General features: G+C 64.4%; 20 protein-coding genes. 14 read left to right on the top strand and 6 right to left on the bottom strand.

Annotated elements, in window-relative coordinates:
- Window positions 1-54: 54 nt before the first annotated feature.
- From H7J93_RS12235 to H7J93_RS12205, 7 genes are all read left to right on the top strand, one after another.
- On the top strand, window positions 55-1167 hold the full coding sequence (locus tag H7J93_RS12235; RefSeq protein WP_267306549.1) for an ABC transporter substrate-binding protein: 1113 nt from the start codon (window positions 55-57) through the stop codon (window positions 1165-1167).
- Window position 1168: 1 nt separating this feature from the next.
- Window positions 1169-2302 (top strand): spirocyclase AveC family protein, encoded by a 1134-nt coding sequence (locus tag H7J93_RS12230; RefSeq protein ID WP_267306548.1) that lies wholly within the window; start codon window positions 1169-1171, stop codon window positions 2300-2302.
- Window positions 2295-3302: an SDR family oxidoreductase gene (locus H7J93_RS12225; RefSeq protein WP_267306547.1), complete on the top strand. Its 1008-nt coding sequence runs from the start codon at window positions 2295-2297 to the stop codon at window positions 3300-3302. Before H7J93_RS12230 ends, H7J93_RS12225 begins: the two co-directional genes overlap by 8 nt.
- Before the next feature lie 28 nt (window positions 3303-3330).
- Window positions 3331-4785, top strand: coding sequence for an aldehyde dehydrogenase family protein (locus H7J93_RS12220; RefSeq protein ID WP_267306981.1), 1455 nt, complete (start codon window positions 3331-3333; stop codon window positions 4783-4785).
- A 20-nt stretch (window positions 4786-4805) separates the two neighbouring features.
- On the top strand, window positions 4806-6023 hold the full coding sequence (locus tag H7J93_RS12215) for a cytochrome P450 (RefSeq protein ID WP_267306546.1): 1218 nt from the start codon (window positions 4806-4808) through the stop codon (window positions 6021-6023).
- 88 nt (window positions 6024-6111) lie between these two features.
- Entirely contained in the window at window positions 6112-7383 is a 1272-nt protein-coding gene (locus H7J93_RS12210; RefSeq protein WP_267306545.1) for a cytochrome P450, read from the top strand.
- Between the two features lie 84 nt (window positions 7384-7467).
- Window positions 7468-8349 (top strand): mycofactocin-coupled SDR family oxidoreductase, encoded by an 882-nt coding sequence (locus tag H7J93_RS12205; RefSeq protein ID WP_267306544.1) that lies wholly within the window; start codon window positions 7468-7470, stop codon window positions 8347-8349.
- Window positions 8350-8358: 9 nt separating this feature from the next.
- Here H7J93_RS12205 and H7J93_RS12200 read toward each other — a convergent pair whose 3' ends face one another.
- On the bottom strand, window positions 8359-9006 hold the full coding sequence (locus H7J93_RS12200) for a TetR/AcrR family transcriptional regulator (RefSeq protein WP_267306543.1): 648 nt from the start codon (window positions 9004-9006) through the stop codon (window positions 8359-8361).
- A 122-nt stretch (window positions 9007-9128) separates the two neighbouring features.
- Here H7J93_RS12200 and H7J93_RS12195 point away from each other — a divergent pair, with 122 nt between their 5' ends.
- Genes H7J93_RS12195 through H7J93_RS12185 form a run of 3 tightly spaced genes read left to right on the top strand, consistent with a single transcriptional unit; the run spans window position 9129 to window position 10706 of the window.
- Window positions 9129-9272 carry a hypothetical protein gene (locus H7J93_RS12195; RefSeq protein WP_267306542.1) on the top strand — a complete coding sequence of 48 codons (144 nt, stop codon included), beginning with the start codon at window positions 9129-9131 and terminating at the stop codon, window positions 9270-9272.
- Window positions 9269-10054, top strand: coding sequence for a spirocyclase AveC family protein (locus tag H7J93_RS12190; RefSeq protein WP_267306541.1), 786 nt, complete (start codon window positions 9269-9271; stop codon window positions 10052-10054). Before H7J93_RS12195 ends, H7J93_RS12190 begins: the two co-directional genes overlap by 4 nt.
- A gap of 28 nt (window positions 10055-10082) precedes the next feature.
- Entirely contained in the window at window positions 10083-10706 is a 624-nt protein-coding gene (locus H7J93_RS12185) for a TetR/AcrR family transcriptional regulator (protein WP_267306540.1), read from the top strand.
- 6 nt (window positions 10707-10712) lie between these two features.
- On the opposite strand, the gene H7J93_RS12180 is transcribed toward H7J93_RS12185, so the two are convergent.
- A complete protein-coding gene (locus tag H7J93_RS12180; protein WP_267306539.1) occupies window positions 10713-11417 on the bottom strand; it encodes an SDR family NAD(P)-dependent oxidoreductase in 705 nt (234 codons plus the stop codon).
- Between the two features lie 58 nt (window positions 11418-11475).
- Between H7J93_RS12180 and H7J93_RS12175 the strand changes: the two genes are divergently transcribed.
- From H7J93_RS12175 to H7J93_RS12160, 4 genes are read left to right on the top strand one after another with little or no spacing between them, the layout of a single operon-like run.
- Window positions 11476-12441 (top strand): TIGR03621 family F420-dependent LLM class oxidoreductase, encoded by a 966-nt coding sequence (locus H7J93_RS12175; RefSeq protein WP_267306538.1) that lies wholly within the window; start codon window positions 11476-11478, stop codon window positions 12439-12441.
- A gap of 24 nt (window positions 12442-12465) precedes the next feature.
- Entirely contained in the window at window positions 12466-13752 is a 1287-nt protein-coding gene (locus H7J93_RS12170) for an aromatic ring-hydroxylating oxygenase subunit alpha (protein ID WP_267306537.1), read from the top strand.
- Window positions 13749-14084, top strand: a complete 336-nt coding sequence (locus tag H7J93_RS12165) for a hypothetical protein (RefSeq protein ID WP_267306536.1) — start codon at window positions 13749-13751, stop codon at window positions 14082-14084. The genes H7J93_RS12170 and H7J93_RS12165 overlap by 4 nt, the downstream gene beginning before the upstream one ends.
- Window positions 14085-14124: 40 nt before the next feature.
- On the top strand, window positions 14125-14430 hold the full coding sequence (locus tag H7J93_RS12160; protein WP_308204914.1) for an aldolase/citrate lyase/malate synthase family protein: 306 nt from the start codon (window positions 14125-14127) through the stop codon (window positions 14428-14430).
- Window positions 14431-14434: 4 nt separating this feature from the next.
- On the opposite strand, the gene H7J93_RS12155 is transcribed toward H7J93_RS12160, so the two are convergent.
- From H7J93_RS12155 to H7J93_RS12140, 4 genes are read right to left on the bottom strand one after another with little or no spacing between them, the layout of a single operon-like run.
- A complete protein-coding gene (locus tag H7J93_RS12155; protein ID WP_267306534.1) occupies window positions 14435-15634 on the bottom strand; it encodes a serine hydrolase domain-containing protein in 1200 nt (399 codons plus the stop codon).
- A 21-nt stretch (window positions 15635-15655) separates the two neighbouring features.
- The gene (locus H7J93_RS12150) at window positions 15656-17311 is read right to left on the bottom strand and encodes a biotin carboxylase (protein ID WP_267306533.1); all 1656 of its coding nucleotides are present in this window, start codon (window positions 17309-17311) and stop codon (window positions 15656-15658) included.
- 60 nt (window positions 17312-17371) lie between these two features.
- Window positions 17372-18373 carry a hypothetical protein gene (locus H7J93_RS12145; protein WP_267306532.1) on the bottom strand — a complete coding sequence of 334 codons (1002 nt, stop codon included), beginning with the start codon at window positions 18371-18373 and terminating at the stop codon, window positions 17372-17374.
- A gap of 10 nt (window positions 18374-18383) precedes the next feature.
- Window positions 18384-19703 (bottom strand): Dyp-type peroxidase, encoded by a 1320-nt coding sequence (locus tag H7J93_RS12140; protein ID WP_267306531.1) that lies wholly within the window; start codon window positions 19701-19703, stop codon window positions 18384-18386.

Genomic DNA, 19703 nt, shown 5'->3' with positions numbered 1-19703 from the left:
ACCGCCGCCCGCTAGGGTCTGAACAAATATTAGGTCGACCCCCAGGGAGGTCAGATGTCCTACGAAAGCACCGCGGAGCCCATCAAGGTCGGCTATCTGATGGACTTCACGCTGCCCCCTGGTTTTCCAGAGGAACTACTGGCCTCTTTCACCCAGTGTTTCGACCTGATCTTCGAAGAAGCCGTCGAGCAGGGCCTGATGGATCGTCCGGTGCAGATGATCTACCGCGAGGTCGAAGGCCTGCCGAAGGGTTCGGTGAAGGCGGTGATCGATGCCTACGGTGAATTGGTCGACGAGGGCTGCCTCGTGGTTTTCGGCCCCAACATCACCGACAACTGTGTGCCGATGCGTGAGGCGATCGAAGAACGCTTCAAGGTGCCTGCTATCAGCGTCACCGGCACCGACGATTGGCTGGGTGAGTGGACATTCGCGTTTCCCCAGGGGTCGATGACCGACGAACCAATCTTCATCGCCGACCTCGTCGCCAAACGCGGCCTCAATGAGATCGGCGTCCTGGTCGAGCAGAGTCTGATCGGCGAGAGCTATCTGAAGAACCTGCGGAGCGCGTGTCGCCGCAAGGGAATTCGGATCGTCGCCGAAGCGTCGATCGCTCAGACCGCGCAGGACATCAACGAAGCGGTACGCACGTTGCACGACGCGAAGGCCGAGGCGATCGTGCACCTGGGCTTCGGGTTCGGCATCGTGTTCGTCAACCCGGCGCTCGAGGCCGTCGACTGGGACCCGCCGCGGTTCACCACCACCGCATTTCAGAACGCGTGGGTGAACCCCATCATGTGGAACGCGTTCATGGGCTGGATCGGGGTCGATCAGTACGACGAGGAGAACCCCATCGGACAGGAATTCCTGGACCGGTATGCGGCGAAGTACGGCAGTCGTCCGGAGTTCTGCGTGACGGTGGTGAACCGCGACGTCGCCGCGACACTTGTCCGTGCCTTCACCGACGCTCACCCGCTGAGCCCGCGCGGGGTGAAGGAGGCGCTCGAGCGCGTGAAGATGATGCCCGCCGCCTCGGGAGCACCGGGAACCCGTGTGTCACTGGGCAAATGGACTCGTCGAGCCTGGATGGGCTCGGGATACCTGGTGGCTCGCACGCTCGATGCCGATGGCGTCAACTCACATCTGGTCGACCGGTTCGGGGAGGAATGACATGACCACGGATTCGAGACCGCTTCCCACCGAGCAGGAAAAGGCGCAGGCGCCGCGCAAGGGGCCGAACTGGGGCCGCGTCATCTCTCTCCTGGCGTGGCTGGGCTTCTTCGGCCTGTTTGCCGCGGTCGGCCGGACGGCTGTCGACCCGCGCGTGGCCAACCCCAACGTCGAGGGAAGGCCTCGCCCGGTCGAATTCCTGACGGGGTTCGACCACTGGCAGATCATCCCGCAGGTCGGGGCGGTGATCATCGTCGTGGCGTTCACCGTCGGCTTCATCCGTGGCTGGCGCAAGAACCCGGGTAGCCCCGTTCTGCTGATGGTCCTCGTCACCACGCTGATCGTGTGGCAGGACCCGATCATGAACTGGTCGCCGTACGCGGTGTACAACCCCGCGCTGCTGCACTGGCCGGAGAACTGGTACCTGATCATGATGTCGCCGACGGTCGAACCGTTCATCGTGTTCGGGTACGTCCTGTTCTACTTCGGCCCGTACTTCCCAGCGATCTGGATCCTGCGCAAGCTGCAGGCCAAGCATGGTCCCGAGGCTTTCGTCAGCCGGCACCCGCTGATCAGCCTCGGCGGGCTGGTGCTGGTGATCGGCTTCATCTTCGACGCGATCCTGGAAGTCAGCTTGGTGCGCACAGGGTTGTACATCTACTCGCAGGCCATCCCGTTCGGAACGTTGTTCCCAGGCAGCACATTCCAGTTCCCGCTGATCTGGGAGTCGCTGTCGGTGACGTTCGTGATGATTCCGGCGGCCATCCTCGTCTACCGCGACGACACCGGAAAGTCGGTGGCGGAGAAGCTCGCTGCAAAGGCCAGGCTGTTTCCGAAGAAGCCGGTACTCGGCACGTTCCTGGTCATGTTCGTGATCATCAACGTGGCGTACTTCGCCTACGGCGGGTGGTTCTGGGCGATCAAGGCCAGCGGTCTGGCCACCTCGGTTGCCTGCCCGTGGCCGTACCCCGAGGCGAAGGTGTATGACCCGCAGGGGTATTACCGCGCCAACGGCGCCGAGGGTCCGTACTCGGTAGGCAAGTGGGCCACCTGGCAGCAGGGGCCGTACCGCAACGTCGACGTCGAGCTGGGTTCGATCAGCAACCGCTGCGCGACTGAAAGTACGAATGACTGATACACGCAGCATCGTCATCACCGGTGCTTCCAGGGGTTTGGGCTTCGCATCGGCGGCGCGCCTCTATGACGAGGGGTGGCGCGTCGTAGCAGCCATGCGCAATCCGGATCGCGGGATGCCGTTACTCCGCGAGGAGACCGGTGCGCAGGCCGACGACGATCGGCTGATCGGCGTGCAACTCGACGTCACCGACAGCGCGTCGATCGCGGCGGCGGCCAAGTCGATTGAGGAGGCAGTGGGCCCTCCCTTTGCCGTGGTGCACAACGCCGGGATTTCGGCTGCGGGCATGGTCGAAGAGGCCGACATGGAGCTGTGGCAGAGAATGTTGGCCACACATGTGCTGGGTCCGGTCGAGCTGACGAAGGCGCTCCTGCCTGGGATGCGCGACGCCGGACGAGGACGAATTGTATTGGTGTCCAGTGCGGGCGGCGTCAGGGGTCAGCCCGGCATCGCCCCGTATTCGGCGGCCAAGGGCGCACTCGAGCGGTGGGGCGAGTCGCTGGCCGGTGAGATCGCGCCGTTCGGCCTCGGGGTCACGATCCTGGTCACCGGCACCTACGACACCGACATCATCACCGACGCCGGCACGACCGACGATCGCAACTTCGACGGCCCCTATGTGCGCATCCACAACACCATGAACACCCGCGGGCGGTTGGCAATGAAGCTCGCCCGGCCTCCGGAGAAGTTCGTCGACGGATTACTGAAGGCGCTGAGTGACCGGGCACCGTTCCGCCGCCACGGCGTAGGCCCGGATGCCTCGATGTTGTTGGTGTCCAACAGGATGCTGCCGGCAGCGGGGATGCATCACATGTCACGGCTCGTCATGGGGATACCGCGGCAAGGTGCGATGCGCGGCGGTGCATACCCCTTGACGGCGACCCAGCGGGCGATGGTTCTTGCCGCCAAGATTCTTCCGCCGGCGGCGTTGCAGCGCATGGCGTCGTTGGCGGCGCGAAACACGCAACAGGCACCCGACAGGAGTGAGAGCAGTGACTGAAGCCACCGCAGTGAAATTCGAATCCAGGATGCTCATCGACGGCAAGCTCGTCGATGGGGAGGCGGGGACCTTCACCAACATCAATCCTGCGACCGAGGAGGTCATCGGCGAGGTCGCCGATGCGTCGAAGGCCGACATGAATCGCGCAATCGACGCCGCCAGAAGGGCTTTCGACGAGACCGACTGGTCGACCAACCGGGAGCTTCGGAAGCGTTGCCTGCTCCAGCTGCACGAAGCGATCGAGAGCGAGCTCGAGGAGTTGCGCGAGGAGCTGATCCTCGAGGTCGGCGCTCCGCGAGCGGTGACGCACGGCCCGCACCTCGATGCACCGCTGGAGGACGGCCTCAAGTATCCCGCCCGGCTGATCGACAGCTTCGAATGGGAGGCCGACCTCGGTGACAAGGTCGTCTCGGTGACGGGCGTGAACACCAGGCGGAAGGTGTGGCACGAGCCGGTCGGCGTGGTCGGCGCGATCGTGCCGTGGAACTTCCCCTTCGAGGTCACGATCAACAAGCTCGGACAGGCCCTGGCGACAGGCAACACCGTCGTCCTCAAACCCGCCCCCAACACACCGTTCAATGCCACCCGATTGGGTCGGCTCATCGCCGAGAAGACCGATATCCCAGCGGGTGTGGTCAGCATCGTGACCGCGTCGGATCACTTCGTAGGTGAGGAACTGACCCTGTCGCCGAAGGTCGACATGATCTCGTTCACCGGTTCGACCGTGGTGGGCCAGCGGATCATGGAAAAGGGCGCGGCGACGATGAAGCGCCTGTTCCTCGAACTCGGCGGCAAGTCGGCGACCATCGTGCTCGAGGATGCGGACTTCAACACTGCGTGCCTGATCGGCATCGGACCGCTGATGCACGCGGGTCAGGGCTGCGCGGCCCCGACGAGGATGCTGCTGCCGCGGTCGCGCTACGACGAAGGCGTGGCGATCCTGCGCGGTATCTACGAGAACATCAAGGCAGGCGATCCGCAGGACCCCGGCACGATCTGCGGTCCGGTCATTTCGGCCAAACAGCAGTCACGCATCCTGTCCTACATCCGCAAAGGTGTCGACGAGGGCGCGACGATGCTGGTGGGCAGCACGGAGCCGCCGAAGGAGTTCGACAAGGGATTCTGGGTCAGCCCAACACTTTTCACCGATGTCGACAACAAGATGACCATCGCGCAGGAGGAGATCTTCGGCCCCGTCCTGGCCGTCATCCCCTACGAGGACGAGGACGACGCGGTGCGAATCGCCAACGACAGTGTGTACGGCCTCGCGGGCAACGTGATGTCGAGTTCACTGGACCATTCCCTGGCGGTGGCGCGGCGACTGCGGGCCGGCTTCATCGGTCTCAACGGAACCGCAGGCTACGGAGCGGACACGCCCTTCGGCGGTTACAAGGCCAGCGGCGTCGGCCGGCAGAACGGCATCGTCGGGTTCACCCAGTACACGGAAGTCAAGTCTGTCGCCTATCCGGCCGACCAGGAGTAGCAGCCCAAAGGAGCGCATGTATGTCACAACTCTTCGACGACCTCGAGGACTTCGGGTCCTTCGACGACGCCATTTCCGGCGACGTTCGTGACCCGTATACGGAACTGGCGCGGATCCGCCGCGAAGAGCCCGTGCAGCGCCTCGAAACGTCGGGCGCGCTGCCACACGAAGAGTCGCTGCCGATGTTCATCGTCTACCGCCACGAAGACGTTCAGCAGATGCTGCGTGACAACGAGACCTTCTCGTCGTCGGCGGTCATCGCGGCGTTCGGTCCCGTGCTGGGTCAGGGTGTGATGCTGGGCATGGACGAGCCGATCCACGGTCGGCTGCGTGGTCTGGTCTCGAAGGCATTCACGCAGAAGTCGTTGGCTCGGTGGGAGGACGAACTCGTCGGCCGGGTGGCCAACGGCCTCATCGACAAGTTCGCGCCCAACGGCAGGGCAGATCTGGTCAAGGAGTTCACCTTCGACTATCCGAGCCAGATCATCGCCGGTCTGCTCGGGCTGCCGGTAAAGGACTACCCGCAGTTCCAGCGCTGGTCCATCTCGCTGCTGAGCTGGCTCATGAATCCCGAACGGGGACTTGCCGCCTCGGCAGCCCTGTGCGACTACTTCGCACCGATCCTCGAAGCCCGCAGGGCCCAGCCGCGCGAGGATCTGATCAGTGCGCTCGCGGCGGCCGAACTCGACGGGGAGAAGCTCGACGATGAGGAGATCTTCTCCTTCCTGCGACTGTTGCTGCCAGCGGGCGTGGAAACCACCTACCGGTCATTGGGCAGCCTGTTGTTCGCGCTGCTCTCGAACCCGGACCAGCTCGATGCGATCCGCGCCGACCGCTCGCTGATCCCACAGGCCATCGAGGAGGGGGTTCGGTGGGAGCCGCCGCTGCTGACCATCACCCGGGTGGCGACCAAGGACACGGTCCTCGGTGGAGTGGAGATCCCCGCAGGGGCGACGGTGATGCCGATGCTGGGATCCGCCACGCACCAGGAGGACCGATTCCCGGACCCCGACAAGTTCGACATCTTCCGTCCGCAGAAGAGCCACATGGCGTGGGGCCACGGCGTCCACGTATGCCTCGGCATGCACCTCGCCCGACTCGAAATGCGAACTGCCATCAACCTTCTGCTCGACCGGCTGCCGAATCTGCGTCTGGACCCCGACGGCGACGATCCGCACGTCAGAGGTCAGGTGTTCCGATCGCCTACCTCGGTGCCCGTCCTGTTCGACCCGCAGTGAGAACCGTTCGCGACGTGATGGTCATCGAGAGGGGATAACTGATGTGTATTCGGAGCGCGCCGGATTCGGCGGGCAGCGAGGGGGCGCAGTGAGCGATATCGAGTCGATCGACTACTTCACCGATATGTCGCTGGTGCCCAACCCGTATCCCTACTACGAACAGCTGCGCTCGAAGTGCCCTGTACAGCTGGCAACTCCGTACGGCGTCGTCGCGGTGACGGGGCACCAAGAAGCGCTCGCCGCCTACAAAGACCCCGCGATGTCGTCGTGTGTGGCCGTGGCGGGACCGTTTCCGCCGTTGCCGTTCACGCCGGAGGGTGACGACATCAGCGCCCAGATCGAGGAACACCGCGCGGCGATTCCCATGGCCGAGCATGTGGTGACCATGGACGCCGACGAACACCAGAAAACACGTGGACTGCTGAGCAGGCTGATCACTCCGAAGCGGCTCAGCGAGAACGAAGACTTCATGTGGCGTCTCGTAGACCAGCAGCTCGACAAGATCGTCGACCGCGGCTCGTGCGAGTTCATGGAGGACTTCGCGAAACCGCTGGCGCTGTTGGTGATCGCGGATCTCCTCGGGGTGCCTGCCGAGGATCACCAACAGTTCAAGCAGGCGCTGGGCGCCGAACCTCTGGGCGAGGTCGACGGCAACGAGGGTGAGACCGTCGCGCACAACCCGCTCGCCTGGCTGGATGACAAGTTCACCTCTTACATCACCGACCGGCGGCGCGAACCGCGCCAGGATGTGCTCACCGGACTCGCCACCGCCACATACCCCGACGGATCGGTGCCCGAGGTCGACGAGGTCGTCAAACTGGCGACGTTCCTGTTCGCCGCGGGTACCGACACGACAACCAAACTCGTCAGCACCGCGATGCGGGTGATGGGGGAGCGACCCGACATCCAGGCGTCCCTTCGCGACGATCGCACACAGATTTCCGCGTTCCTCGAAGAGTGTCTGCGGATGGAAAGCCCAGTCAAGAGCCATTTCCGGCTGGCACGCACGTCGACAACCATCGGCGACATCGAGATCCCTGCGGGCACGATCCTGATGATGCTGCCCGGCGCCAGCAACCGCGATCCACGCAAGTTCGAAGACCCGGACGTGTTCAAGCACGACCGGCCCAATGTGCGCGAACATGTCGCCTTCGGGCGCGGCCCCCATTCGTGCCCCGGCTCGCCGCTGGCGCGGTCACAGGCGCGTATCGCCGTGAATCGCATCTTGGATCGCATGTCCGACATTCGCATCTCAGAAGAGATGCACGGTCCAACCGATGACCGAAAGTACGAGTACGAACCGACATTCATCATGCGGGGCCTGACCGCACTGCACGTGGAGTACGTTCCGATCAAATGAGTCGCTGAGCAGACGCAAAAGACCCCGACACGCCGGAAAGAACGGGCATTCTATGTCTGTTCGCCAGAACCCAAGGAGCACTACATGACCGGAAAGCTCGACGGCAAGGTCGCTTTCATCACCGGAGCGGCTCGCGGCCAGGGTCGCGCCCACGCGATCGAGATGGCCAAGGAGGGCGCCGACATCATCGCGGTCGACATCTGCCGCGACATCCCGTCCAACCCTTATCCGTTGGCCACGCCCGACGACCTCGCCGAGACGGAGCGGTCGATCAAGGAGATCGGGCGTCGCGTCGTCGCCCGTGTCGCCGACGTTCGGGAACGCCACGAGTTGCGCGATGCCGTCGAGACAGGCGTCGCCGACCTCGGCAAGATCGACATCGTGGTCGCGAACGCGGGCATCCTGCCGATGGCCATGGGCAGACCGCATGACGCCATGTCGTTCGTCGACGCCAGCGACGTAGACCTGCTCGGTGTGATGAACACCGTCGCGGTCACCATTCCGCATCTGCCCGACGGCGCCTCGGTGATCATCACAGGATCCACCGCGGGGATGATCCGCGGCACGACCGACAACCCGAACATGGGACCTGGCGGCCGAGGCTATGGCTGGAGTAAGCGGGTATTGATCGAGTACGTCGAAGAGATGTCGATGGCGCTGGCGCAGCGGATGATTCGCGTCAACGCCATCCATCCGACCAATTGCAACACCCATCTGTTGCAGAACGACGGCATGTACAGCATGTTCCGGCCCGACTTGACCATGGAGGGGAAACAGGCCACCCGTGAGGACGCAGAGCCGTTGTTCACGATCTTCCAGGCCATGCCGATCCCGTACATCGAACCCGTGGACATGGCGAAGCTGGGTGTGTTCCTGGCCAGCGAAGACAGCCGCTACATCACCGGCCAGCAGATCCGTGTCGACGCGGGCTCGTTGCTCAAGTGGCCCAACGGACCCGGGGGATAGCCACTGCCGCTACGGCCGGCGCAGGAACCTGTGGAGGGTTGCCTGGACGAGTTCGTCGACGATCGCCTCCCGCGACGGCGGCCGGTTCCCGAAGAACGTCGAACGCAGTGCGACCATGCCGACGATCATCGCCACCGTGGAGTGTGCGGGCAGATCCGGTTGGCCCGAATGCAATCCGCGCAGTTGCATGCCCTCGGTGCTGATCTGCCCGAGCAGCGTGAGTGCACGCCGGATATCGGCGATGCCGGCGCTTTCGATCTCCTCGTCGCTGAGGCCATCCGATGCGACGAGGGTCAAGACCAGGCCGCGGTGCTCGACAAGGACGTCGTAGAGGCGGCCGACGAACTGCCGCGCGAGTTCCTCTTCGTCGGTCGCTTCGTGATCGACGGACTGCCAGGTCTTGCCGAAGTCGTCGATGAAGTTCGTGAACGGTAGGACGAGGGCTTCGCGGAACAAGCCGGCCTTCGAGCCGAAGTGGCGGAAGAGCAGATATTCGGTGACCCCGGCGGCCTCGGCGATCTCACGGGTGGTCGTGGCACGGTAGTCCTGGCGCGCGAAGAGTTCGCGTGCGGCGTCGAGGAGCAGCCTGCGCGCCTCCCCGCGCGGCCGACGCGTTGGCGCCGAGGTCTGCTTCCCCGGTGAACGTCGCTGCGGCACGGCTTTCCACTCCTTAGACCGCGCTGCGCGGCCGATGGCCGTCAACGATAGCGGTCCTTGACCTGACTATTTTAATAGTGTGCACTATTACCGATCGATCGACCGCTTGAAGGGACGCGTTCGTGGGCCAACTCATCATCCTCGGAACTCTGTTCGGGCTGATCATCCTGATATTCGGGCTGGTGATCTACTTCGACCCCGAGGCGCGCGGTAAGGCCCCGAGCGAGCCTGAGACACAGACGGCGAGCGACGAGGCCGGCCGATGAGCACCGAGATGACGCCGCTGTTGATTGCGTCCAACGCGTTCGGCTGGCTCAGTGGCATTCTGTTCGTCATCGCCGGGATCTACCTGAGTGTCCGACGTGGCCGCCTGCATCCACTGCTCCTGCTGTGCATCTCCGCGATCTCGTTCTCCTGGATCGAGGCGCCGTATGACTGGGCGATGTACGCCCAGTTCCCGCCGGCGCTGCCACGCATGCCGTCGTGGTGGCCGTTGAACATGACGTGGGGCGGCCTGCCCTCCTCGGTCCCGCTGGGATACATCGGCTACTTCTGTATTCCGGCCGTCACGGGCGCCGCGATCGGGCGTCGGCTGTCCGCGCGGTTCAACTGGCGCAGACCGCAGACATTGTTGATCGTCGGCCTCCTCGTGGGCTTCTGCTGGGCCTTGATGTTCAACGCGGGTCTGGGCGCCCGCCTTGGAGTCTTTTACTACGCCTACGTGATTCCCGGGCTGGGACTGTTCGAGGGGACCCTGCACCAGTACCCGATCTACGACGCCATCGCGATGGGCATTCAGATGATGGTCTTCACCTACCTGCTGGGGCGGACGGATTCACAGGGCCGCAATGTCATCGAAATGTGGTCGGACAAGCTGTCGAAGACCAAGGTGCAATCGGCGATCGTGTCCATCGTCACCGTGATCGTTGTCGGAAACGTGCTCTACGCATCCGTTTTCGCGCCGCATCTGGTGACCAAACAGATGGGGTACGTGACCTCCGGCCCGGATGTGCAGCTGTTCCCCGGCGTTCCGAACCAGCCGAGGTAGCGCGGGGGCAGGCAGTACAATTCGGCTGGTGGCGACTCGGCGCGGACGGCCCACTCAAGCGGAGGCGAAAAAACTCGACCTCGCGGTACGTGAGGCGGCCGTCGCGACCTTCCTCGAAATGGGTTATGCCGGAGCCAGTATGGAGGCCATCGCGAAGGCCGCCGGAATCACCAAACGCTCCCTCTACGCCCGCTACGCCGACAAGCGGGCGGTGTTCGCGGACGTGATTCCCTGGGCGCTGGCGCGCTACGTCGACGACGGTTCCATCGACGATATCGATGACGAGGATGTGGAGACGGCGCTTCTCGCGGTCGGACGGATCGCGCTGGCGCGCGCGACGCATCCGGAGAACGTGCGCCTGAAGCGCATCGCGTTCAACGAGGCGCCGCAGTTTCCCGAATTCAACATCTCGGCGGAATCGATGATGTGGGCGGGCCGTCTGCGTGCGGTCACCGAATTACTGCGCCGCCACGAGGAACTCGGCACCATCAAGGTCGGCGATCTGGAGCTCGCGGCCGAGACCTTCCTGGCGATGGTCGAGGCCGTCCCGGCGCGGATGGCGGACTTCGGCGTGTTCCGGTCGACAGAACAGCAGGAGAGGCACCTTCGGTACGCGGTACGGCTGTTCCTGCGCGGCGTGCTACCCCGCTGACACGAGCTAGGTGCAGCGGCCGCCGTTCACGCCGACGATCTGACCGGTGATGTAGCCGGCCTCCTCGGTGACCAAGAAGGCGCATGTCGCGGCGATGTCCGCGGGCGTGCCGATACGGCGGACGGGGATACGCGCGGCGATGTCCTCGACCGTTCCGCCGAGTAGACCCTTCTTCTCGGCATCGCGCAGCATGGGCGTGTCAATCGATCCCGGGGGAATCACATTGGCGGTGATACCGCGTGGGCCATATTCCAGCGCAAGGGTTTTCGTCAGCCCGTTGACGGCGGACTTCGCCGCGACGTACGCCGACTGGTAGGGCGACCCCGAGTGGGTGCTCGACGATGAGATGTTGACGATGCGGCCCCAGCCGGCCTCCAGCATGTCGGGCAACACGGCCTGGGTCACGTGGAAGACGCCGTTGAGGTTGACGTCGACGACCTTCGCCCACTCTTCAAAGGTCAGATTGGCGAATCGCCGGAACGACGTCATGCCGGCGGCATTCACGAGGATCGTGATAGGGCCGAGCGTCGCGCGAATGGCGTTGAGCGCGGTGTCGATCTGGCCGCGGTCGGTGACGTCGGCGACGTAGCTGAAGTCGGTATCCGACTCGGCGAGGTCGATGCTGGCGACGTGGTTGCCGTCGGCGCGCAGACGATCGGCGATGGCTCGACCGATCCCTGATGCCCCGCCGGTGACCAGGGCTGTCTTCACGAACCAAAATATACAAACCCGTATACTTAGATGTCAAAAGCGAGTAATCTCATCGAGCGTGGACAGGCAGCCTTTCCGCTTCGCGGTCCAGGCGACGAATGCTGCGAGCGCGCGGGAGTGGCGCGAATTCGTCCGCAGAGTCGAACAACTCGGCTACTCCACCCTTCACCTGGCCGACCATTACCTCGGCCCGGGTCCCGCGCAGCGCGAGGCGCGCACACCGCGACAGGACCTCGCGCCGATCGCCGCGATCGCCGCAGCGGCGGCACACACCTCGTCGCTGAAGGTCGGCTGCCGGGTCTTCTGTATCGACTACCACGTGCCCGCTGTGCTCGCGAAAGAAGTTGCGACGCTGGACCTGCTCTCCGACGGCCGCCTCGAAATCGGCATCGGTGCTGGCTGGAGCGGTGTCGAATACGAGGCGATGGGCGTCACCTTCGACGCACCCGGCCGACGCATCGACAAGCTGACCGAAGTGGTCGCTCTGATCAAGTCGCATTGTGCAGGCGAGGACGTCACCCGCAGCGGCGAATACGTCAACGTCCATGGCTATCAAGGCACCCCGGCATCGGTGCAACGCCCGCATCCGCCGATCATGATCGGCGGTGGCGGGAAGCGGGTGCTGTCCTACGCCGCGCGCGAAGCCGACATCGTCAGCATCAACACAGTCCCGTTTGTCGCGCGCAACGACGACGGCCTCACCCCGCAGGAGGAGGCCGCGCGCCGGTACGAGTACGTCCGGGCCGCCGCAGGCAGCCGCATCGGCGATCTGGACGTCGAGGGCTCGCCGTATTTCGTCGTGATCGACGACGACGCCACCCGCGCGTACGACCGCATCGCCGCCAAGACGGGGATGGCCACCGACCTCCTGCACGACCATCCGAACGTCCTGGCGGGACCGCAGGACGCCATTGTCGAGACTCTCCAGCGGCGCAGAGAAACGCACGGCATCAACTACGTCACCGTGCAGCAGTCGCAGGCCGAGCGATTCGCGCCCGTCGTGGCGCGTCTTACGGGAACGTGAGAGACACAGCCAAGGAGTGACCATATGACCGGAATCCAGCAGAAGCTCGCCACCGGACGTGGCAAGTTCACCCCCGAGTACCCCGAGTTGGGTACGGGCCCGGTGTCGTACGAGGACTGCATCTCCGAGGAGTTCTTCGCCGCCGAGCGCAAGGCCGTTTTCGAGCGTAGTTGGCTGTGCGTCGGCCGGATGGAACGGCTGCCGCGCAAGGGTTCCTACTTCACCAGGGAGCTGCCCGGCGGGTTGGCGTCGATCGTGATCACCCGCGATCTCGACGACAACGTGCATGCCTTCCACAACATCTGTGCCCATCGCGGCAACAAGGTCGTGTGGCAGGAGCACCCGGCTCAGGAGTCGTCGGGGGTCTGCCGCGCCTTCGCCTGCAAGTACCACGGCTGGCGATACGGATTGAACGGGGTGGTCAACCACATCACCAACGAGGACGAGTTCTTCGACCTCGACAAGAGCAAGCTGCGCATGCCACCCGTGCACTGCGAGGTGTGGGCGGGGTTCATCTTTGTCAATCTCTCCGAGGATCCGGTGCCGCTGCGGACCTTCCTCGGTGAGGGCTTGCTCGGCATGGAGAACTATCCGTTTCACCTCATGACGCAGCACTACGGGTTCTCCACACAGATCAAGGGCAACTGGAAGCTTGCCGTCGACTCCGTGTGCGAGTGGTACCACCCGCCCTATGTGCACGGTAGGTTCATCGATCCGGATGTCTCCAAGGCCGAGAAGATGGTCCCGCCGGTCGACGCATATCACTACGAGCTGTTCCGGCCGCACATGCTGACCTCGGTGCCGGGCCCGCCGATCCTGCCGCCCCGCGAGCCGGGCACGGCAGGGGAGGCGCGTCAGGACCAGCGATGGGTGTACAAGCTGTTCCGCGCAGGGCTTTTCGGGCCCGACGACGTCCCCGATATCGGTCCGCTGCCCGAGTTCCTCAACCGAGGCGAGATCGCCTCGTGGGGTAACGACCAGTTCTGGATATTTCCGAACATCTCGATCCAGATATGGGCGCGCAACTACTACATCACCTATACGTACTGGCCTGAAACTGTCGACACCCACATCTACGAGATCGACATGTACTTCGTCCCGCCCGCCAACGCGCACGAACGATTGGCCCAGGAAGTGGCGGTCGACAGCACGATCGAGTTCGCGATGCAGGACGTCAACACCATCGAGGCCACTTACTCGGCGCTGAAAACCCGGCGGCAGAACACCTTCCACCTGTCCGACCAGGAACTGCTCATCCGGCAGTTCCACACGGTGATCCGCGACACGGTCGCCGAGGAGCAACAGTCATGACAGAACCCCAACTGCCCGAAGGCTTCTCCGAACTCGAACAATGGGTCGACGACTGGGCACTGTCGACGCGCGCCGAGCGCTACGCCGCGCGCCTGGAGCGGCCCTACGACGAGCTTGTCGCGTTCTACGACGGAATCGCCCCGCACGCCGAGCGGGCCGTCGTCTACCTCGACGGGCTCGACATCAACAAGCTGAGTGCAGAGGCCAAACGGCTGATGAACCTGCTGTTCTCGATGATCCTGGTGTCGTATGCGGTGAATATCTTCAAGCAGAACCGCATTCCGGATTCGGGCGCGGCCTTCTTCGAGATGGTTGCCGAACCGGCCCTATGACGGCATCCGGAGCGCTGTCGGGTCTGCGGGTGCGGCGGGGGTGTACGCCATCGACGCGCCCTATCCCGGTTATCGCGACGAGGAGGGCTACCGCCGCGAAGCCGAGCGGGCCAGCCTGCTGGGTTACGACGGCAAGTGGGCGATCCATCCCTGTCAGGTGCCTGTCGCCAACGAGGTGTTCGCGCCGACGGACGACGAGATCGCCGAAGCCCGCGCCATCATCGCCGAGTATCGCAGCGCGGAGGCCGGCGGAACCGGGGCGATAGGCCGCGACCGGAAACTCGTCGACGCGGCGCTGATGCGTCACGCGGAGAACGTGTTACGCAGAGCATCCCGCCACGGGTGACGCATCAGGACAGCTGAGCGGCGATCTCGTCGAACGCGGCGATGGTCGGGAACACCTTGGTGGCGTCCTGGGGCAGCGGCCAACTCGAGAGCTTGGCCGCGACGAGACCCGCCGCACGGTTGACGTAGATCATCTGGCCGTGAATCCCCAAGCACAACAACACATTGTTGCCCGGATACGGGAACCAGCACTGGTTGCGGTACATGCCGCCCGGCATGCGGTTGTCGTCGGGGCTGGCGGCGAAGGCGTCCCGCGAATCGATGCCGCCCTCCAGCGTGTCGGCGATCCACGCCGGTGGCACGACCTGCTCGCCGGTCAATGACGTTCCCTCATTGAGGTACAGCGCGCCGAACCGGGCGAGGTCGCGAAGACAGGCGTTGATGCCGCCGTCGAACATGCCCGTGCCGACGCCGTCAACCGCGATCGTCGCGTCGTTGTCGGCACCGAGCTTGCTCCACAGCAGAACAGACATGAGCTCGGGCATTCGCAGTCCGCCCGCCACTTCACAGACCCAGCCGAGGACGTCGGTCTCGCACGAGCGGTAGGCGAACGGTCCGCCGTGTGGCGAGCCCTGTCGCAGGGTGAGCAGGTAGTCGTACATCGTCGTCGGCAGACCCGGCACCGTGCGGGGTGCCCAGCCGATGGCCTGTTCGAGCAGTCGCACTTCGGCCATCGGGTTCAGGTAGTCCTCCGAGAACGCGATGCCCGATCGCATGTCCAGGAGGTGCCGGACCGTCGCCCCCGCGTAGCCGGACGCCGCCAGGGCGGGCACGTAGTGCGTTAGCTCCGCCTCGACGTCCAGCGCGCCGCTGGCCACCAGCGCGCCCGCCACCATGCCGACCAACGACTTGCTCACCGACATCAACAGGTGCTGGGTGTCGGCGGTCATCCCGCCGTAGTACTGCTCGGTGAGCAGTCGGCCGTGATGGGTGACGATCCAACCGTCGGTCGCGGTCGCGGCCATGACATCACCGACCGTGGTCTGTCGGCCATTTGTGTTGTCGTACAGGGGGATCTCGGAGATCCTCGGCAATTCGTCGGGAGCGGGCGGCAACTCGGCGACTGGACCGGCGCCCCGCGAGATCACGGCCGTCGGCAGGAAGTCCGCGACATGCTGAAACGTCCAGTGCAGATGCGACGCGGACTGCCAGTTGTCCAGCGTGACATCCGAGGGCACGCGCCCGGTGTCGCCTCCCAGCACCATGGCGACGAGACTAGCTCAGCCCTACTTGACTCCGACGTTGCTCTTCGGGGCCGCCGGCTCGGAGAGCGGCGTACCTGCGTATTCGGCCCGGAGGGAATCGATGAGATGACGTGCGCGGATGGCCAGCGACGATGTGCCGGTACCCGAGTCGACCTGCAGCCGTCCCTTCGTCACCAACACGCCGAGGTCGGCGCCTTTCCAGCGATAGTCGCCGGGCCCGTAGATGCGCAGGAAGAAAGCCTCTGATTCGTTCTGCAACTGGTGCCAGTCCAGGGCTGCGCGACGGAACACCAGTGCGCCGCTGGCGTCCAGCGCGTACTGCCCGGTGCGCGGTGTCGCGGTCAACCGCTGCACGACGTCGTCGGTCTCCTTCATCACCATCTGGCTCCACACGTCGGCCGACGCCAGCTCCTCCCACCGCTCGTTGATCTCGTCGACGTCCAGATCGAAGTCGACGTTCATGAACTCGAGGATGTGGAACAGGAACAGCGGCACATCGGCATACGCACCGGCCGTCACATTGGTGATCGACGACGCCCCACTGATCCGGGGGTTGAGCTCGCCGAGGTAGATGTCGTTGGTGTCGGTGTCCACGAGGACGTCCACCTCGAAGAACCCGCGATAGCCCTCGTCGGCCAGACGATCGCCCAGCCGACGCACCAATTGTGTTGCGATGCGCCTACTTTCGCCGGTCAGCACCTCGGGGAACATCTCGTTGCCGCACCACCCACCACGGGCAGGAGTGAGTTCCGGGTAACCGATCAGTTCCGACATGAACGGCCCGACGATGGTGCCGCACCGTGTCAGGACCGCTTCGACGGCCACCGGCCGGTTGTTGATGCGGCGCATCACCTTGATCTCCTGGCCGACGATGTCGGCGCTGTGCTTGCGCCAGTCGGCTTCCGACGAGATGAAGAAGGTGGTCTTGCCCGAGTCGCCGTACGGTGTTTGAACGACGAGTTCGTCGCCGAGACCGGCCTTTTCGGCCTCAGCCCGCAGTCCGTCCCAGCCGTCGACCCGGGTCAGCACGTTCGGCACGCTGGGTGCACCCGCTTCGTTGCCGAGTTGGGTGGTGACGATCTTGGAATCCAGCCGCTCACGCAGGCTCGCCGCAGGCAGGATCAGGTCGTAGCCCAATTCCTCACAGATGCTCTCGGTCTCGGTGTCGAAGAACACCATGGCGACCTTGGGGCGCACACCGCGCGGGGTGGCCGCCTTGATGTGGGCCCTCACCTCGTGGTTGGTCAGCAGCCAGTTGTTGATCTCTTCGCCGCTTTCGAACTCCTGGTACGGCTTGTGGCTCGGGGTGAACACGCGCGGATGCGCGCCGTCCCATGCGTCGTAATACGTGATGTAACTGAAGTTGCGCACCCAGCGGTCGAGCCCCAACAAGTTGAACGGGGTCGCGCCGAAGAACAGGATCGGCACGTCGTTGGTGCGGAAGAAATGCCGCACCTCGGAGATATTGCGTAGCCGGCGGCGCGGCTGCCCGCCGCCAGGGGCGAAGGCCGCGTCGGTGCCCACACTGATCTCGCGGGGGTGCGCCGGCGCGGCGCTGCGTGTGGTCGCCCGCTTCGCGGGTGCCTTCTTGACAGTGGATGTCGTCGCTGCGCTTTTCTTGGCCGCTTTCTTGGCCGCGCTCGAAGGCCGTCTCGCTCGAACCGGGCGATCACTCATCGCGTTCACCTCGCTGTGTCGGATAGCCCGACACTAGGCCGCGACCGGCACGAATGGGTGCTATTTCATGGTGGCCAGGTTGTGCCACAGGTTGCGCAGGCTGTCCGTGCCACCGAACAGCGTGGTGAAATGCGTCGAGTCGATCAGCACGATATCGCCGGCCCGCTGACCCGTCGGCGGCATCCAGATCAACGCGTTGAACTCGGTGTGGCCCGCGGCGGTGTAGGGGTGCGGACGGACGGGGTCAACGCGCTGGCGCCCGAGCACCCGCAGGTCGTCGCTCTCGGGGGCGGTCAGTTCGTAGTGCGGCAGATGGGGGTGGAAGTTGAAGGTGGTGACGTTGTCGAGCAGGTGCGGGGCGTCGAGATCGCGGAATCCCGTCAATGGTGCGATCTCCTTCGTGCCCTCGACCACCGCGGGCCTCAGCCCCCACGTGTTGTGCACCGGCACCGAAAGCGCCCTCATCAGCGAGCGCGTGTACTGACCGAAGCGCTGCTGGCGCGGGACAAGACGGTCGCCGTGATGCTCATACTCGATCTGTCGCTGCGCGTAGTCGTCGGTGAAGCCGACGTCGTGATGGGGCGCAAGCAGTAGGCAGGTGCCCTCCCTCTCCAGCCACTCGGAAATCGCTGCGATCTCCTCGGGTGCAGCCTCCTGTTCCGACAGCAGGTGATCGAGACCGAACACCATCAACGTGTCGGTGTCGGCCAGGATCCGATCATCGATCGGCAACTTGTAGCCGGCCTGGTCGATGCGCTGGAAGACCGCGACGGGATGGCCGGTCACCTCTTCGGCGAGCGCCTGGAAGTCGAGGGTGGAGCGATGGAACAGTTCGAGTGTCCCGGCGATGCCCTGAAGGAAGTTCGCTGCGTCGTACTCCGGCGTTTCGTAGGCGGGCCACGCGACGTTGCGCACCTCGGTGATGGTGGAGAAGCGGTTCTCGATGATCGCCGGATCGCGTTGGGACTCCCACGGATAACTCCACGTCCAGTAGATGCTTATGCGGCGTCCGCCCGAGTGCGGCCGAGGAACGTGGTTCTGGTTGTACGTGCGGGCACGCATGATCGTCCTCCTAGTCGCCGAGCGAGGTCAGGTACCGCATGGCGTTCATTCCGGGAAGAAAGAAGTACGCGCCACCTCGGAGTGTGGTGAAGGCAGGAATGCCCTTGTGTACCTTGCGGATCGGACGCTTGGGCACGGTAAAGTCCATCGACCCGTCCTGGGTGCCGCAGATCGGATCGTGCTCGTTTCCGAGCTCGTGGAACGTCTTGTCATTGATCCAGACGTTCTGGGCGAATTCGAACTGCCGGATCAGGTCGGCGCAGATGATGAACGCGGCGATGCCGCGGTCGACGCCGTCGTCGGGTGCGCTTTCCGGCAGGGCCGGGCCGTAGGTGGCTCCGCGGCGGATCATGCGTCGGCGGTTCATATTGTGAGCGGTGTCGCGTGGATTCAGCCGTCGGGCATGAGAGCCGAGCGGACACGCGTATCCGAAGGGATCCATCTCCTTGTAGTTGAAGTCGTTGTTGCGCATCGGATCGGCCCCGAGTTCGGGGTCGTCGTTGTCCGGTGCCAACACCAGCGGCGCACCGCTGCGCCATCGGCCCATGAATTTCGCCGCCAGCAGTTCCCGGTCCTCGGGTGTCTCGGCGTGTTCGCGCAGATAGTCACGGAACAGCGCGACGTGTTCCTCGAGCCGGCGGTAGGCCATGTAGCTGCCGTTGCGTGAGAGTACCTGCGGCTCGGGGAGATTCGTCACCGGTCCGTTCTCGTCCGGGTAACCGAGTATGAATTCTCCCGGTTCCAGCGCGGCGCCGGAGCCGGGTGTCGGTTCTTCGCCGGAGCCCTTCATCACCGGCTGTGACAGTCGGTCGCGGAAACCGAAATGATCGTGGGCGTAGTTGAACGGAGGCGTCGCATTGAGGTCGAGATGGGAAAGGGACCTGACACCGTCGACGCGAGCCAGCAGCTTGTCGTGCTCTTCGATGGACCGTCGGCACTGTTCGTCGGTGCGCGAGAACAGAATGGCGATCGCATGCAGGTCATCGCCCGCGAGGCCGCCGAGCCAGTGTTCAGGTGCTGCGGTGCCGGTATCACCGAGGATGTCGGCTCGAGCGGCCATCCCTTCACGGAACTCATCGGGAAACGTCGATAGCGCGTCGTCCGGAACTCCGAGCGCACGAAGACCGTTCCAGGTGAAAGCCAATGTGACCCAACGATCTGACTCGTCCATCGTGGCGGCGGCCTCACTGGCCGACTGCGTCTTCGGTAGTAGCTCCGACAGCCAGGTCCGCCCGCCGGCCGGGGTGTCGAATGACAAGAACTCGTAGCGCCCGGTGATCGCCGGGGTGCGGGTCAGCAGGATGTGCTGGATGTCGTCGAGTTCGAGCAC

Source organism: Mycobacterium barrassiae, assembly GCF_025822765.1.
GTDB classification, from domain to species: domain Bacteria; phylum Actinomycetota; class Actinomycetes; order Mycobacteriales; family Mycobacteriaceae; genus Mycobacterium; species Mycobacterium barrassiae.
Note: the sequence above shows the minus strand (reverse complement) of the source record. Positions and strands in the feature narration are given on the sequence as shown.